The 15,972-nt window shown below is 66.1% G+C and carries 11 protein-coding genes; 7 read left to right on the top strand and 4 right to left on the bottom strand.

Annotated features, from left to right (window positions below; genetic code table 11):
* Positions 1 to 41 precede the first annotated feature (41 nt).
* The 4 genes from I6F09_RS12385 (at position 42) to I6F09_RS12370 (ending at position 3,895) form a co-directional block, all read left to right on the top strand.
* The gene (locus I6F09_RS12385) at positions 42 to 860 is read left to right on the top strand and encodes a sugar ABC transporter permease (protein ID WP_338076430.1); all 819 of its coding nucleotides are present in this window, start codon (positions 42 to 44) and stop codon (positions 858 to 860) included.
* Positions 857 to 1,693: a carbohydrate ABC transporter permease gene (locus I6F09_RS12380; RefSeq protein ID WP_225188167.1), complete on the top strand. Its 837-nt coding sequence runs from the start codon at positions 857 to 859 to the stop codon at positions 1,691 to 1,693. Before I6F09_RS12385 ends, I6F09_RS12380 begins: the two co-directional genes overlap by 4 nt.
* A 28-nt stretch (positions 1,694 to 1,721) precedes the next feature.
* Positions 1,722 to 3,002, top strand: a complete 1,281-nt coding sequence (locus I6F09_RS12375; protein ID WP_225188166.1) for an ABC transporter substrate-binding protein — start codon at positions 1,722 to 1,724, stop codon at positions 3,000 to 3,002.
* Between the two features lie 68 nt (positions 3,003 to 3,070).
* Entirely contained in the window at positions 3,071 to 3,895 is an 825-nt protein-coding gene (locus tag I6F09_RS12370) for a phosphodiesterase (protein WP_225188165.1), read from the top strand.
* Positions 3,896 to 4,037: 142 nt separating this feature from the next.
* Here I6F09_RS12370 and I6F09_RS37700 read toward each other — a convergent pair whose 3' ends face one another.
* Positions 4,038 to 4,625, bottom strand: coding sequence for an AraC family transcriptional regulator (locus I6F09_RS37700; protein WP_225188164.1), 588 nt, complete (start codon positions 4,623 to 4,625; stop codon positions 4,038 to 4,040).
* A 779-nt stretch (positions 4,626 to 5,404) separates the two neighbouring features.
* On the opposite strand from I6F09_RS37700, the gene I6F09_RS12360 reads away from it, so the two are divergent.
* Genes I6F09_RS12360 through I6F09_RS12350 form a run of 3 tightly spaced genes read left to right on the top strand, consistent with a single transcriptional unit; the run spans position 5,405 to position 9,014 of the window.
* Positions 5,405 to 5,926 carry a (2Fe-2S)-binding protein gene (locus I6F09_RS12360; protein WP_225188163.1) on the top strand — a complete coding sequence of 174 codons (522 nt, stop codon included), beginning with the start codon at positions 5,405 to 5,407 and terminating at the stop codon, positions 5,924 to 5,926.
* A gap of 2 nt (positions 5,927 to 5,928) precedes the next feature.
* Positions 5,929 to 6,906 (top strand): xanthine dehydrogenase family protein subunit M, encoded by a 978-nt coding sequence (locus tag I6F09_RS12355; RefSeq protein WP_036006148.1) that lies wholly within the window; start codon positions 5,929 to 5,931, stop codon positions 6,904 to 6,906.
* Positions 6,903 to 9,014: a xanthine dehydrogenase family protein molybdopterin-binding subunit gene (locus I6F09_RS12350; protein WP_225188162.1), complete on the top strand. Its 2,112-nt coding sequence runs from the start codon at positions 6,903 to 6,905 to the stop codon at positions 9,012 to 9,014. The genes I6F09_RS12355 and I6F09_RS12350 overlap by 4 nt, the downstream gene beginning before the upstream one ends.
* A gap of 74 nt (positions 9,015 to 9,088) precedes the next feature.
* On the opposite strand, the gene I6F09_RS12345 is transcribed toward I6F09_RS12350, so the two are convergent.
* From I6F09_RS12345 to I6F09_RS12335, 3 genes are read right to left on the bottom strand one after another with little or no spacing between them, the layout of a single operon-like run.
* On the bottom strand, positions 9,089 to 9,967 hold the full coding sequence (locus I6F09_RS12345; RefSeq protein WP_225127295.1) for a transglutaminase family protein: 879 nt from the start codon (positions 9,965 to 9,967) through the stop codon (positions 9,089 to 9,091).
* A complete protein-coding gene (locus I6F09_RS12340) occupies positions 9,964 to 12,477 on the bottom strand; it encodes a circularly permuted type 2 ATP-grasp protein (RefSeq protein ID WP_225188161.1) in 2,514 nt (837 codons plus the stop codon). Before I6F09_RS12340 ends, I6F09_RS12345 begins: the two co-directional genes overlap by 4 nt.
* A gap of 27 nt (positions 12,478 to 12,504) precedes the next feature.
* Positions 12,505 to 15,774 carry a transglutaminase family protein gene (locus I6F09_RS12335; RefSeq protein WP_225188160.1) on the bottom strand — a complete coding sequence of 1,090 codons (3,270 nt, stop codon included), beginning with the start codon at positions 15,772 to 15,774 and terminating at the stop codon, positions 12,505 to 12,507.
* Positions 15,775 to 15,972: the final 198 nt, after the last annotated feature.

Below are 15,972 nucleotides of genomic sequence, written 5' to 3'. Positions count from 1 at the left end.
GCCATGCCGCCTACGCGCTGGTGACGCCGGGCGCCGCGCTCATGCTGGTCATGCTGCTCGGTCCGCTCGCCGGCGTGATCGCCCTCTCCTTCACCGACTATCAGCTCGGCGCGCCGCATTTCTCCTGGATCGGGCTCGCCAACTACCAGGACCTGTTCGCCGACAAGGTGTTCTGGACCGCGCTGCGCAACACGCTGACTTACGTCGTGATCGTGGTGCCCGGCGCCGTGATCGCCGGCCTTGCGATCGCACTGCTGATCCAGAGCGGCACCAGCCTGCGCAGCCTCTACCGGACGATCTATTTCCTGCCAGTCATGGCGACCCTGATCGCGATGGCGGTGGTGTGGGAATTCATGCTGCATCCGCAATTCGGCCTGGTGAACGGGCTTCTCCGCGGCGCGGGCCTGCCGGCCTTCGCATGGCTCCAGGACCGCAGCACCGCCCTCTATGCGCTGTGCGCGATCGGCATCTGGCAGGCCGTCGGCTTCAACATGGTGCTGTTCCTCGCCGGCCTCGTCTCCATTCCCAAGCAGCTCTACGAGGCGGCCGAGATCGACGGCGCCTCGAGCGGCTGGGCACGCTTCCGCCTCGTGACCTGGCCGATGCTGGGGCCGGTCACGACCTTCGTCGTCGTGATCTCCGGCATCCGCTCGTTCCAGGTGTTCGACACCGTGCACGTCTTGACCAAGGGCGGCCCGTCGAAATCCACCGAGGTTCTGATCCACACGATGTACACGGAAGGCTTCGAATTCTTCCGCTCGGGCTATGCCGCGGCCATCACCGTCGTCTTCCTGGTCTTCGTCCTCGCGCTCACCCTGATCAAATCGAGGCTCGCCGATCGCGGCGTGCACTACACATGAGCAACGCGCATCCCATCCCAGTCCGGGCGATCCTCCGCCACGTGCTGCTGATCGCGGGCGCCGCGCTCATGCTGGCCCCCTTCATCTGGATGATCTCGACCGCATCCAAGCCGCAGACCGAGATCTTCTCCAGCGAATTGCACCTGATCCCGCACCAGTTCGCGCTTGTCGAGAATCTGCGCGAGGCCTTCGCCAAGGCCAATCTGCTGCGCTTCCTGCTCAACGGAATCATCGTCACGGTCTCGATCTTCGTGTTGCAGGTGATGGTGGCGCTGCCGGCGGCCTACGCGCTCGCAAAACTCCGCTTCCTCGGCCGCGAGACGCTGTTGGCGCTGGTGCTGTTCGGGATCCTGATCCCGCCGCAGGCGACCGCGATCCCGGTCTTCCTGCTGCTGCACAAGATCGGCCTGCTCGACAGCTATGCCGCGCTGGTGCTGCCCTTCACGATCTCGGTGTTCGGCATCTTCCTGATGCGCCAGTTCTTCAAGACCGTGCCCGACGATCTCGTCGACGCCGCGCGCATGGACGGCATCTCCGAATTCGGCATCGTCTGGCGGGTGATGCTGCCGGCCGCGATTCCCGCAGTGACCGCCTTCGGCATCTTCTCCGTGGTCGCGCATTGGAACGACTATTTCTGGCCGCTGATCGTGCTCAACAGCGAGCATTTGCGCACGCCGCCGCTCGCGGTCGCCCATTTCCGCAACAGCGAGGCCGGCACCAGCTACGGCCCGCTGATGGCGGCGGCGATGGTGATCATCGCGCCGCTCGTCATCGCTTTCCTCTTTGCCCAGCGCCGTTTCATCGAGGGCATCACCCTGACCGGGATCAAGTAGCCACGTCACCTCAAACAAGGAGTCTATCATGCTGAAGACCATCATCGCCGCGGCGGCTCTGTCGCTTGCGGCCGGATCTGCGCTCGCGCAGACAAAGACCGAGATCGTGATGCAATATCCCTATCCGGAGCTGTTCACCGAGACGCACAAGCGCATCGCCGAGGAATTCGCCAAGGTGCGCCCGGAGATCAAGGTCACGATGCGGGCGCCTTACGAATCCTACGAGGACGGCACCCAGAAGGTGCTGCGCGAGGCCGTGACCAATCAGATGCCTGACGTCTCGTTCCAGGGCTTGAACCGCATCCGCGTCCTGGTCGACAAGAACATCCCGGCCGAGCTCGACGGCTACATCGCCGCGGAGAAGGATTTCGACAAGCAGGGCTTCCACCAGGCGATGTTCGACATCGGCACCGCCAGCGGCAAGATCTACGCCCTGCCCTTCGCGATCTCGCTGCCGATCGTCTACGTCAACCTCGACCTGGTCAAGCAGGCCGGCGGCGACGTGAACAATCTGCCGAAGAGCTGGGACGAGCTGATCGCGCTGGCCAAGAAGATCAAGGCGCTCGGCAACGACACCAACGGCGTCACCTATGCCTGGGACATCACCGGCAACTGGCTGTGGCAGGCGCCGGTGTTCGCGCGCGGCGGCACCATGCTCAATGCCGACGAGACCAAGGTCGCGTTCGACGGAGCGGAAGGCAAGTTCGCCATCAATACGATCGCGCGGCTCGTCAACGAGGCCGGCATGCCCAATCTCGACCAGCCGTCGATGCGCGCGGCGTTCGCGGCCGGCAAGACCGGCTTCCACGTCACCTCGACCTCGGACCTCAACAAGGTCACGCAGATGACCGGCGGCAAGTTCACGCTGAAGACGATTCCGTTCCCGGACGTCGCCTCCACCAAGGGCAGGCTGCCGGCCGGCGGCAACGTCGTGCTGATCCTCGCCAAGGACAAGGCCAAGCGCGATGCCGCCTGGGAAGCGGTGAAATTCTGGACCGGCCCCAAGGGCGCCGCGATCATGGCGGAGACCACCGGTTACATGCCGCCGAACAAGGTCGCCAACGAGGTCTATCTGAAGGACTTCTACGTCAAGAACCCCAACAACTACACCGCGGTCAGCCAGCTCGCGCTGCTCACCAAATGGTACGCCTTCCCCGGCGACAACGGCCTGAAGATCACCGACGTGATCAAGGATCATCTCAATTCGATCATCTCGGGCGCCCGCGTCAAGGAGCCGGAGGCCGTCCTCGCCGACATGACCGCCGACGTGCAGAAGCTGCTGCCGAAGACGACAGGCGCGGCGCGCTGACCATCCTCACATCCCCCGGCACGGGACGCCCTCGGCGCCCCGTGCCGCCTCGATGACCGGAGCTGGCGATGAAACTGCTGCATCTGAGCGACATTCACCTGACGGCGCCCGGTGCGACCATCGGCGGCCGCGATCCGCGCGTCAATTTCGAGCGGGCGCTGGCGCATGCGCTGCACGATCATCACGACGCCGAATTGATGGTGATCACCGGCGACCTCTCGGATTGGGGCGATCTCGCCGATTATCAATGGCTCAAGCAGCGCCTCGACGCATATCCGCTGCCGGTGCGGCTGTGCATCGGCAACCACGACCGGCGCGCCGCCTTCCTGAGCGTGTTCCCCGACCTCGCCGACGAGAACGGCTTCGTCCAGGGCATCCACGATACGGCTGCCGGCCGCTGCCTGTTCCTCGACACCGCCCATCCGGAAACGCACGCCGGCCGCTATTGCGACGATCGTCTCGGCTGGCTCGAGGCCCGGCTTACCGAGCATGACGGGCCGTTTCTGCTGTTCATGCACCATAATCCCATGCCGGTGCATCTCGTCCCGTTCGACCAGATCGGCCTGATCGACGAAGCTCCTTTCCGCCATCTCGTCAGCCGTCATCGTGCGAAGATCCGCCACGTCTTCTTCGGGCATTGCCACTTGCCTCTCGCAGGCTCGATTGCAGGCGTCCCCGTCTCGTCGCTGCGGGGCACCAACCATGCAAGCTTTCCGCTGTTCTCCGAGACGAAGCTGCTGAGCGCCTGCGACCTGCCGCAATCCTACGGCGTCGCATTTTTCGGGAAGGACTATGTGACCGTGCACATGGTGGAATACGGCTACGACGGTCCGATCCGCATCCAAGGTTCGCCCGACTACAAGGCCTGGGATCGCGAGACCATGGTGCGGTGACGGCGAGCGCCGACCCTTTCCAGGGGCGCGTATTCATAAGCCCGCGCTGCACTCCTTGGAGAGTCCGCTCCACCTCGATAGCAGCGCGCTGGCGTCCTCGCCCGGGTCGGAGATGGGCCAGAAGCTGACATCCGATGTGAGGCTACAAGGATCGGCGGAAATTTCGCGGCGTCGTGCCGACAATTCTGCGGAAAGTCTGGGCGAAAGCCGACGGCGTTGAATATCCGACTGCGAGCGCAACTTCACTGATCGATAGATTTGGATCATTCAGCAGGCGTTGTGCAAGCAACATGCGTTGCCGAGTTAGCCAGACATGCGGCGTCAATCCTGTCGAGAGACGGAACGCCGAGCAAAAATGATAGCGGCTGCGGCCGACCAGGGACGCTAGTTCGTCAAGGCCGATCGGCTTGTCGAGATGCGCCAGCATGTATTCGGTCACACGCCTGAGCTGCCAGCGCGCGAGCCCGCCGCGAGTATAAGCGAGGCTCTGCGGCAGCAGCACTATGCTGTGCGAACGCAATAGCTGGATGCAGAGTAGGTCAACCGCGCGATCGACCAGCAACTTTGCCGAAGGATCGACAATGACGTCGGGGTCGCTGAGGATTGCAAGAAGCTGTGAGGTCACAGCGTCTGCGCTGCCGACGCGTGGCGCCAGCTCTACCTTGCCTCGCCCACCGATGAGTGTTCGGCAATGCTCCAGTCGTTCGTTGGTGAGATAGACATGGGACACGTGGAGCGGTCCTTCAACTTCCCAATCTCCATCATGCCGGTCGGGAATCACAGTGATAGAATTCGGCCGCAGCGGGGCAGAGAGCCGCCGTCGCTCAACCGTCCACGCACTGTGCTGAGGCTCTCCATAGTAGGTGCCGACAAGGTGTCCGGGCATGCCTGGGGCATAGCCATAACGCGTGCCGCGAACAAAACGATGAGTAAGTTGTGTGCCGCAGTTTAACTGGATGGGTGCCAAAGGCGGCGGGGCTTCCCATAGCAGCCGGACCATCGTCTGAAAAGGATTTCGATCAGGCATCGCTTTGGTTATGTCATATTTGGCCGCACCCGCGACAGGCGCTTCATCGACATACCATGTTTCACGACATGGCGGGAATGGAAGCTGCGGTCGAAATGTCGCAATGTCTGGCTGATTGCACAAATAGTGCGCATGATTGACTTCGCGGTATCGAGACAACTCCGATGGCAAGTGGCACGTGGGTTGGGCTTGATCTCATTGCGCCCGGTCTACCACTCACAGCTGGGCTGCCTTGGCCGCGATGGGCGAGAAGCAGAGTCCACAGGCGCGGGCGCCACTTCGTCGCAAGATTGCGATAGTCGCCGCAATATCGGAACGGTGCGTCCGTCGGGATCATGGCCTACTGGGCCGGATCATCCGAGGGGATCCCGACCACCATGACAAACCAAGAACCGTTCGCCGCCGGCGCTGCTGAGACCGAAAGCACGCGGGGCGGAGTATCGCGCCGTTCGCTCCTGCTGACTGTCGGCGGAGCGGCTTCCATGGCGGTGGTGCCCCCGGTTACCGCGCAACCCGCATCCGAAAGCAAGCCCGCTGCATCGACGGCACGGGTTCGTCTGAACGTGAACGGAACGAGACAGGAGCTCGACTTGGATACGCGGCAATCCCTGCTCGACCTTCTGCGCGAAGATCTCGGTCTCACCGGTACGAAGAAGGGCTGCAATCAGGGCGCCTGCGGCGCTTGCACCATCCTTCTCAACGGCAGGCGGGTCGTGTCGTGTCTGACGCTGGCTGCGATGCATGACGGGGCCATTGTCGAGACGATCGAGGGTCTCGAGAAGAATGGTGAGCTTCATCCGCTCCAGAGCGCATTCGTCGAGCACGACGGCTTGCAGTGCGGCTTCTGTACCCCCGGGCAGATCATGTCGGCCGTCGGCTGCATCGCCGAAGGCCATGCGGGCTCGCCGGAGGACATTCGGTTCTGGATGAGCGGCAATATCTGTCGCTGCGGGGCGTATCCCGGGATCGTCGCCGCCGTTGCCGACGCCGCCAAGAGGGTCTGACCATGCTCCCGTTCACGATCGAGAAGGTGACCTCCATCGAGGCCGCCGTCGCCGCCGCATCCTCCGGAGGCCGCCTCATCGCCGGCGGCACGACATTGGTCGATCTCATGCGCGACGAGGTGGAGCAGCCACAGCAGCTCGTCGACATCAACGCGCTTCCGCTGTCCGGTATTCGCGTCGACCGGTCCGACCTCGTCATCGGCGCGCTCGCGCGGATGGCCGACATCGCCGCCCATTCCGATGTTCAGCGTCTTTACCCGCTGATCTCCGAGAGCCTGATCGAGGGCGCCTCGCCGCAACTGCGCAACATGGCCTCGATCGGCGGCAACCTGCTCCAGCGCGTGCGCTGCCCCTACTTTCGGATGCTCGACGCATCCTGCAACAAGCGCAGCCCTGGCTCGGGTTGCGCCGCACGCGACGGCCTGAATGCCGGTCACGCCATTCTCGGCACCAGCGATCACTGCGTGGCGACGCACCCCTCGGACGTTGCGGTCGCGCTGGTCGCGCTCGATGCCACTATGCGGGTCAGGGGGCCGAAGGGCGAGCGCACTTTCCCGGTCGAGGAGCTGTTTCGCTTGCCCGGCGACACTCCCCATCTCGAACACACGCTGCTGCCGGGCGAGCTCATCGTTGAAGTGCGGGTCCCCGGGGGGCCTGATAGCCGCCGGGCGCGCTATCTCAAGGTGCGCGACCGCGCGTCCTACGAATTTGCGCTGGTCTCCGCGGCAGCGGCGCTCGACGTCGTGGACGGCGTGATCCGCGGCGCGCGGCTCGCGGTTGGCGGGGTCGGCACCCGACCTTGGCGCATGCGCGCGGTGGAAGCGGCGCTGATCGGCAAGGTACCGGGCCGGCAGGTGTTTGAGGCGGCCGCCCGATCGGCGTTGGAAGGGGCCCGCCCGCTGTCCGGCAATCATTACAAACTCGAACTCCTGCCGCGGACGATCGTCCGCGCCTTCGAAATGACGGGAGGAATTGCATGACCATCAGCGTCATCGGACAGCCGCTGCCCCACGTGGATGGCCGTGCCAAGGTCACGGGCTCCGCGCGGTACGCGGCCGATTTTAATCAGCCCGGCCAGGCCTATGCCGTGATCGTCAGCGCCACAATAGGGCTTGGACGAGTGACCGGCGTGGACAGCGCGGCGGTCGAGAAGATGCCGGGCGTTCTCGCCGTCCTCTCGCATCTCAACGCGCCACGCCTGGCGTACCGCCCGCACAAGAGCTACATCGATCCGGCGACGGGCGAGCGGCTGCATGTGCTGCAGGACGACCATGTGCGCTTCCACGGACAGCCGGTGGCGCTCGTCGTTGCCGCAACCATTGCGCAGGCGGAGCGCGCCGCCGCGGCGCTGCGCCTCACCTACAAGGCCGAGCGGCCAATCATCGATTCCGCAGGTTCCGAAGCCCGTCCCATCGTGCCCGAGGCTGGCAAACAGCCGGACGCCCGGCTGCCCGCCGACAAGGCGCGCGGAAGTGCGGATAAGGCCCTGGCCGACGCGCCGGTGAAGGTCGATGAGACCTATGACATCGCGCGCGAGAACCACAATCCGATGGAGCCGCATGCGACGATCGCCAGCTGGAACGGCGACCGCCTGACGCTTTGGAGCAAGAGCCAGTTCGTCGTCAACGAGCAGGCCGAGATCGCGGCGATCTTCGGTCTGTCGCCCGAAAAAGTGACGGTCATCTGCCCGTTCATCGGCGGGGCCTTCGGGACCTCGCTCAGAACCTGGCCCCATGTGACGCTCGCGGCCATGGCCGCCCGGCACGTGGGGCGCCCGGTGAAGCTCGTCCTGACGCGTAAGCAGATGTTCTTCACCACCGGACATCGGCCGCGCACGGTGCAGAGGATCGCTCTCGGCGCCACGGCGGACGGAACGCTCATCAGCGTGGTGCACGAAGGCACGGGCGAGACCAGTCGCTACGAAGAATTCATGGAAGCTCTGACCTCGGTCACGACGTTCCTCTACTCCTCGCCCAACGTGCGGACGCGCTACCGTCTGGTCCCGCTCGATACCGGAACGCCAAACCACATGCGTGGCCCTGGCGAGGCCAGCGGCGTTTTCGCGCTCGAATGCGCCATGGACGAGTTGGCTTATAAGCTCCGCCTGGATCCGATCGATCTGCGGCGCCGGAACGAGCCGGAGATCGACGAGGGAGAAAACAAGCCCTTCTCCAGCCGATCGCTGATGAAATGCTACGATCTCGGGGCCGAACGGTTCGGCTGGTCGCGCCGTACGCCCGAACCGCGCTCGATGCGCGACGGCCGCCTGCTGATCGGGATGGGAGTAGCCTCGGCAAGCTATCCCGCCTTTCACGCACCGGCCACTGCGCGGGCGCGGCTGCTTCGCGACGGGACAGCCGAGGTCGAGATCGCGGCCAGCGACATGGGTCCGGGCACCTATACGTCGATGACGCAGGTCGCCGCCGAGACTCTCGGGCTCCCTGTCGAAAAGGTGCGCTTCAGCCTTGGTCGCTCGGATTATCCGCCTGCCCCATCCCACGGCGGCTCTTGGACCATGGCCTCGGTGGGCTCCGCGATCCGCGCTGCCTGCATCGCCGTGCGAGAACAGGCCGCGAAGAGCCGGAACGATCGGCCGATCGAAGCCACGGCGTCGTCTCAACGGGATCCCGAGGCTGCCGCCAGGTTCTCGATGCACTCGTTCGGCGCCGTCTTCGTCGAGGTCGCCGTCGATCCCGACGTCGGCACGATCCGCGTTCGCCGCGCGGTCGGCGCCTATGGCATCGGCCGCGTCGTCAACCCGCGTCTCGCCCACAGCCAATGCACCGGCGGCATGGTCGGCGGCATCGGTATGGCGCTGATGGAGCGCACCGTTCTCGACGCGCGCGACGGCCGGCCGGTCAACGCTCACATGGCCGACTACCTGATGCCCGTCAACCTGGACATTCCCCAGATCGAAGCGCACTTCGTCGAGGAGGCTGATCCGCACGTCAATGAACTCGGGGTCAAGGGTCTCGGCGAAATCGCCCTGGTCGGTATCGCCCCCGCGATCGCAAACGCCGTCTTTCATGCGACCGGCAAGCGCGTCCGCACCCTGCCGATCCGGATCGAAGACGTGCTGACCGCTTAGCGCTGTAAAGAGGGTGGCATACGCCACTCCTGGGCATGTGGTTGTGCTGCATCGAAGAGGCTGACGTACCCACCCTACTCCACCAGCAGCACGTCGACGGCGACGCCGAGCTTCTGCTTGGGCGAGCCGACGATGATGCCGTCGACCGGCGAGACGTCGGAAAAATCGCGTCCCATTGCGAGCACGATGTGATCGTTGCCGATGAGGAGATCGTTGGTCGGATCGAGATCGACCCAGCCAAGCTCGGCCCCGCACCAGAGAGACACCCAGGCATGGGTGGCGTCGGCCCCTTGCAGCCGCGGCTGGCCCGGCGGCGGAATGGTGCGCAGATAGCCGCTGACATAGGCCGCCGGCAGGCCGAGCCCGCGCAGCCCGGCAATCATGACATGGGCAAAGTCCTGGCAGACGCCGTGACGCTTGTCGAAGACTTCGTCGAGCGGCGTCGAGATCACGGTCGCCTTCGGATCGTAGCGGAATTCGCCGCGGATGCGTCGCATCAGGTCGACGGCGCCGGTGAGGATGCCCACGCCGGGCGGAAAGCTCACCCCGGCATAGGCGCTGACCGGGCGCAGCACCGGCACCAGGGGGCTGGCAAAGACATAACCGACCGGCGAGGACGGCCCGAGGCTGGTGGCTTCAAACGCGATGTCGCGGACGCTCTCCCAGGGCGGGCTGACCGCATCGCGCGCCGGCGGTCGGCGCGAGATCGAAACCCGGGAGCGCGAGTCGATGCGCAGATTGCGATGCGCGGCTTCGATCGTCACGCTCTCGGTCAGCGTGCCGAAGAAGTCGCGCCGCACATTGCGCTCGGCCGGGCGCGGTTGGATCTCGACCTCGTGCGAGATCAGCTCCTGGCCGACGCCGATTCTGGGCTCCAGCCGCAGCGTGCAGCGGGCGAAGCTGACGGGATTCTCGTACTCGTAGGTGGTGACGTGACGGATGTCGTAGATCACGCCAGCCCCGTCAACTTTTCCGGCCGGCTGGCATTGGGACCGTGCGGGAAGTAGTGCTGCCCGATCGCCTCGCCGAGGCTGAGCAGATCCTGCTCCAGGGCGAACAGCGTCTTGACCTCGAGCTTCTCGGCCTCGGCGGTCGCGAGCATCGCCTGCATCGCCACGGCGAGACGCTGCGGTTTCTCGATCAGGCCATGCTCCTTCAGGCTCGGCAGCGCCGCAATGTGCTCGTTCAGCGTCGTCACCTGAAACGCCACCGAACGCGGATTGTAGCCGTCGAGCACCGCGAGGTCGCGCACCGGGGCCAGAATGGGCGCCAGCAGATAACGCGAGCGGTAGGTGATCTGGCAATCCACCAGCGTCAGCAGGATGTCGAGATCCTCGTCGCCGGCCTCGTCATAGGCGAACTGGCGGGTGAAGCGCGTGGTGTTGATGGCGCGCTCGATGCGGCGGCCGATGTCGAGGAAGCGCCAGCCCGCGGCGCGATTCATATTCTCCTGCGCGAGCCCTGCGAAGCTCGCCAGCTCCTGCAAGGTCAGCTCGGCGGCGCTCAGCACGCTGTCGTCGTCCTCCATCTCGATGGCGAGGCGCTCGGCCATCTCGGTGATCACTTGCCAGGCATCGGGCGACAGCCGCTCGCGCAAGGAGGTCGCCGTGCGCTGCGCCGCCCTCACCAGCGACAGGGCCGAGCCGAAACGCTCCGCGCCCTGCAGCGCTTCGGCGACGATACGCCCCGCGGCCGTGCGCGAGGATTGCGAGACCGCGCCCCAGGCGACAAGGAGGCGCTGGATGCGTTCGGCCGATTGCACCGAGGCCGCCGTGCCCTTGTTCGGCCCGCTCGGCGAGCCCAAAGCGCGCACCAGCCGCAGCGTCGCCTCGGCGCGCTCGAGATAGCGGCCGAGCCAGAACAGATTGTCGGCGGCGCGGCTCGGCAGCACGCCAGCGATGCGGCGGATGCGCACCTTGTCGGTCGCCGGCAGGAGCGTCGCGGTCGCGACCTGCTTGTCGGAGACGACCCAGACGTCGGCGGCGCGCGCGCCGTCGCCCATCGACACCGCGCGCGCGTCCGGCTGCTCGGCGATGCGGCAGAAGCCGCCGGGCATGATGGCCCAGCCGTCCGGCGTCGCGGCGGCGAACACGCGCAGCACGAAGGGGCGCGGCGTGAGCTGCCCGTGCTCCCACACCGGCATGGTCGAGAGCCGCACCACCTCCTGGCCGACATAGTCCATGCCGCGCGCGCTGATCGCATCGATCAGGCGCTGCCGTCCGCTGGCGTCGAGCTCGCTCGCGAGCACCGGACCATTGCTGTCGAAACCGGGAACGCCGCGCCGATAGGCGCCTTCGATCGCGACCTCGTCGAGCCGCGCCAGCACCTCGTCGCGCGCCACGCGCTGGCCGCACCACCAGGTCGCGATGTGCGGCATCTTCAGGTCTTCGCCGAGCAGGCGGCGGCTCAGGGCCGGCAGGAAGCCGAGCAGCGCCCGGGCCTCCAAAACGCCCGAGCCCGGCATGTTGGCGACGACGACGCCGTCCTTGCGCAGCACGTCGATCAGGCCGGGCACACCGAGCCGCGAGGAGGCATCGAGCTCGAGCGGGTCGAGCGAGTTGGAATCGACCCGGCGCAACAGCACATCCAGCCGCTTCAGGCCGGCGACGGTGCGGATGTGGACGCGGTCGTCGCTGACCGCGAGATCGTCGCCCTCGACCAGCAGGAAGCCGAGATAGCGCGCCAGCGTCGCGTGCTCGAAATAGGTCTCGCTGAAGCTGCCGGGGGTGAGCACGCCGATCCTGGGCTCGTCGCGATCGGCGCGCGCGCGCAAGCTGTCGCGGAACGCCTCGAAGAACGGCGCGACGCGCGGCACGTTCATCGACTTGTAGAGATCGGAGAAGGCGCGCGACAGCACCAGGCGGTTCTCCAGCGCGTAGCCCGCACCCGATGGCGCCTGGGTGCGGTCGCCGAGCACCCACCAGCGGCCGTCGGGCCCGCGGCCGACATCGGCGGCATAGATCGAGAGATAACGTCCGCCGGGCGGCGGCACGCCGCAGACCGGACGGAGATATTCGGGACTGCCGGCGATCGCCGCGGCCGGGAGCGCGCCTTCGGCCACGAGGCGCCCCTCGCCATAAATGTCGCGCAGCACGCGCTCGAGCAGCTCGGCGCGCTGGGTGATGCCGGCGCAAAGCTGCTGCCAGTCGGCCTCGTCGATCAAAAGCGGCAGATGGCTGATCGACCAGGGCCGGTCGGCGCTATCGCCGGGCGCGCGGTAGGTGACGCCGGCCTCGCGGAGATGGCGATCGGCCATGCCGAAGCGGCGCTCGATCTCGTCGGGCGCCAGCGCGCCGAAGGCGTCGAAGAAGCGGCTCCAGACCGCGCGCGGCGCACCGTCGGGCCCCAGAAACTCGTCGGGGATGCCGGGCAGGCGGCTATAGTCGCGGACCCACTGCGCAATCCGCTGCTGGGCATTTGCCCTGCCCGCCTGGTCGTTGTCTTCGGCTGCGCCCTCGCCCATGGGCCTTTCCCTCCCCCACCATCATACTCATTGCAGGAGCGGGGTCCGCAAGTCGAGGGTCAGCGGAAATTCATTTGTGCGTTCCTCGGGCGGCGGCTGCATCGGACCCGGGGTGTGGCCGTGGTCCTGGAAGCGCGCCAGCCGCCGGGCCTCGGCCTCGTAGGTATTGACCGGCTTGGTGTCGTAGTTGCGCCCGCCAGGATGGGCGACGTGGTAGACGCAGCCGCCGAGCGAGCGGCCGTTCCAGGTATCGATCAGGTCAAAGGTCAGCGGCGCGTGCACGGGGATGGTCGGGTGCAGGCCGGAGGCCGGCTGCCAGGCCTTGAAGCGGACGGCAGCCACAGCCTCGCCGGAGCGGCCGGTCGGGGTCATCGGCAGGCGGCGGCCGTTGCAGGTGACGACGTGGCGGCCCTCGACGAAGCCTTCGGCCTTGACCTGGAGCCGCTCGACCGAGCTATCGACATAGCGCACGGTGCCGCCGGCCGAGCCCTCCTCACCGAGCACGTGCCAGGGCTCCAGCGCCTGCCGCAGCTCCAGCGTCACGCCGCCATGGTGGATGCGGCCGAAAGCGGGGAAGCGGAATTCGAGCTGGGCCAGATACCATTCCGGCTCGAACGGATAGCCCGATTGCTTGAGCTCGCCGAGCACGTCGAGAAAATCTTCCCAGATGAAATGCGGCAGCATGAAGCGGTCGTGCAGCGCGGTGCCCCAGCGCACGAACTTGCCGCTCAGCGGCTCACGCCAGAACTTTGCGATCAGCGCGCGGATCAGGAGCTGCTGCGCCAGCGACATGCGCGGATCCGGCGGCATTTCGAGCGCGCGGAATTCGACGAGGCCGAGCCGGCCCGTGGGTCCTTCCGGCGAATAGAGCTTGTCAATGCAGATCTCGGCGCGGTGGGTGTTACCGGTGATGTCGACCAATAGATGCCGGAACAGCCGGTCCACCAGCCAGAGCGGCGTCTGGTAGCTGGGCGGCGGCACGTGCGAGAGCGCGATCTCGAGCTCGTAGATGCTGTCGTGGCGCGCCTCGTCGATGCGCGGCGCCTGGCTGGTCGGGCCGATGAAAAGACCGGAGAAGAAATAGGACAGCGCCGGATGGCGCTGCCAATACAGCACCAGGCTCTTCAGAAGATCGGGCCGGCGCAGGAACGGCGAGTCCTGCGGTGAGGAGCCGCCGACCACGACGTGATTGCCGCCCCCGGTGCCGGTGTGACGGCCGTCGACCAGGAAACGGTTGGCGCCGAGGCGGACCTTGGCCGCATCCTCGTAGAGGCCGGTGGTGATCTCGACCGCATCGCGCCAGCTCTTGGCCGGCTGGATGTTGATCTCGATGACACCGGGGTCGGGCGTCACCTTGATCACCTCGATCCGCGGATCGAACGGCGGCGGATAACCCTCGACATGAACCGGAAGCTGCATCTCCTCCGCGGTGTCCTCGAGCGCCGAGATCAGCTCGAGATAATCCTCGATGCGCTCGACCGGCGGCATGAAGGCGCAGATCAGGCCGTCGCGGATCTCCACGGCCATCGCCGTGCGCACGGGTATAGCGGTGTTGAGATGCTCGGGGGCCGTACGCGGCGGCGATGGCGGACGCGCCATGCGGGTGAACACCGGCAGCCTGCCCCGCGGCTCCATCGGGTCCTGCTCGACGATGTAGGGATATTGGTTGGGCGGGACGTGACCGAGCGAGCCGATCGGCAGGCGCAGACCGAGCGGTGAATCGCCCGGCGTCAGGAACAGATGATTGCGCCGCAGCGGCCAGCGTTCGCTGCGCCAGCGCGGCGGCGCATTCCAGCGCTGGATCGGCAGCACGAAGCCGCGCGGCGTATTCAGACCCTGATCGAACACCCGCGCCATGCGTGCGCGGGCTTCGGGATCGGACAGCTTTGAATCGGTGGGATCGACATTGACCGGAAGCTCCGCTTCCTTCTGCAGCCAATAGGCGGGATCCTCATAGGCCGGCATGATGTAGCCGAGGTCGACGCCGAGTCGCGCCGCCGTGCCTTCCATGAAGGCCTCGGCATCCTTGACCTCCGGTCTCCTGGGATTCTCGATCCTGGCGATGAGGTCGGCGTTCTTCCAGATCGGCACGCCGTCCTTGCGCCAATAGAGGCCGAAGGCCCAGCGCGGCAGGCTCTCGCCCGGATACCATTTGCCCTGGCCGTAATGCAGCAGCCCGCCCGGCGCGAAGCGCGTGCGCAGGCGGCGGATCAGATCGTCGCCGAGCGTGCGCTTGGTCGGACCGACGGCCTCCGTGTTCCACTCGCCGGCCTCGAGATCGTCGACCGAGACGAAGGTCGGCTCGCCGCCCATGGTGAGGCGCACGTCCTCGCTGGCGAGATCGCCATCGACCTGCTCGCCGAGATCGTTGAGGCGCGCCCAGGATTCGTCGGAGAACGGCTTTGTGATGCGCGGCGCCTCGCGGATGCGCCTCACGCTCATGTCGAAGGAGAACTCGACCTCGGCAAAGCCGGCCCCGCCGGAGATCGGCGCCGCCGAACGGTAGTGCGGCGTGGCTGCGACCGGGATGTGCCCCTCGCCTGCGAGCATGCCCGAGGTCGCGTCGAATCCGATCCACCCCGCGCCGGGCAGATAGACCTCGGCCCAGGCGTGCAGATCGGTAAAATCGTTCTCGACTTCCGGCGGCCCCTCGATCGGATCGATGTCGGGACGGATCTGGACCAGATAGCCCGAGACGAAGCGGGCGGCGAGCCCGAGATGGCGCAAGGTCTGGATCAAGAGCCAGGCGGAGTCGCGGCATGAGCCTGCGCCGGAGACAAGCGTCTCCTCCGGCGTCTGCACGCCCGGCTCCATGCGGATGATGTAGCGGACCTTCTTCTGGATCTCGCGATTGAGGTCGACCAGGAAATTGACCGTGTTCGGGGCCTCGTGCGGGATCGAATCGAGGAACTTGGCGAACAAGCGGTCGGGCTTGATGGTCTCGAGATAAGGCGCGAGCTCCGTCTTCAGATCCTTGGGATAGTCGAACGGAAAGCTGTCGGCATAGGGCTCGACGAAGAAGTCGAACGGGTTGACCACGGTCATCTGCGCCGTGAAGTCGACCTCGAATTTCAGCTCGGTGGTCTTCTCCGGAAAGACGTAGCGCGCCAGCCAGTTGCCCTGCGGGTCCTGCTGCCAGTTCACGAAATGATTGGAAGGCGTGACCTTGAGCGAATAGCTCAGGATCGGCGTGCGCGTATGCGGCGCCGGCCGCAGCCGTATCGTCTGCGGGCCAAGGTCGATCGGGCGGTCGTATTTGTAGTGCGTGACGTGGTGTAGCGCGACGTAGATCGACACGGGTTGCGGTGCTCCAGCAGCTTTTTTGAGCAGAACACCTGAGGTCAGCGCGATCAAGCACTAACAACGGGCACGGGGTGCCTAGGTAAGATGCGGAGCGGGGGATGGTGGTTGTTATTGGGCCGCGCCGGCGAGGCTCTTCCCTTCTCCCCTTGTGAAAAGGTGGCGCGAAGCGCCGGATGAGGGGTCTCTCTCAAC

It is taken from the genome of Bradyrhizobium sp. IC3195 (assembly GCF_020193585.1).
GTDB lineage: Bacteria > Pseudomonadota > Alphaproteobacteria > Rhizobiales > Xanthobacteraceae > Bradyrhizobium > Bradyrhizobium yuanmingense.
Note: the sequence above shows the minus strand (reverse complement) of the source record. Positions and strands in the feature narration are given on the sequence as shown.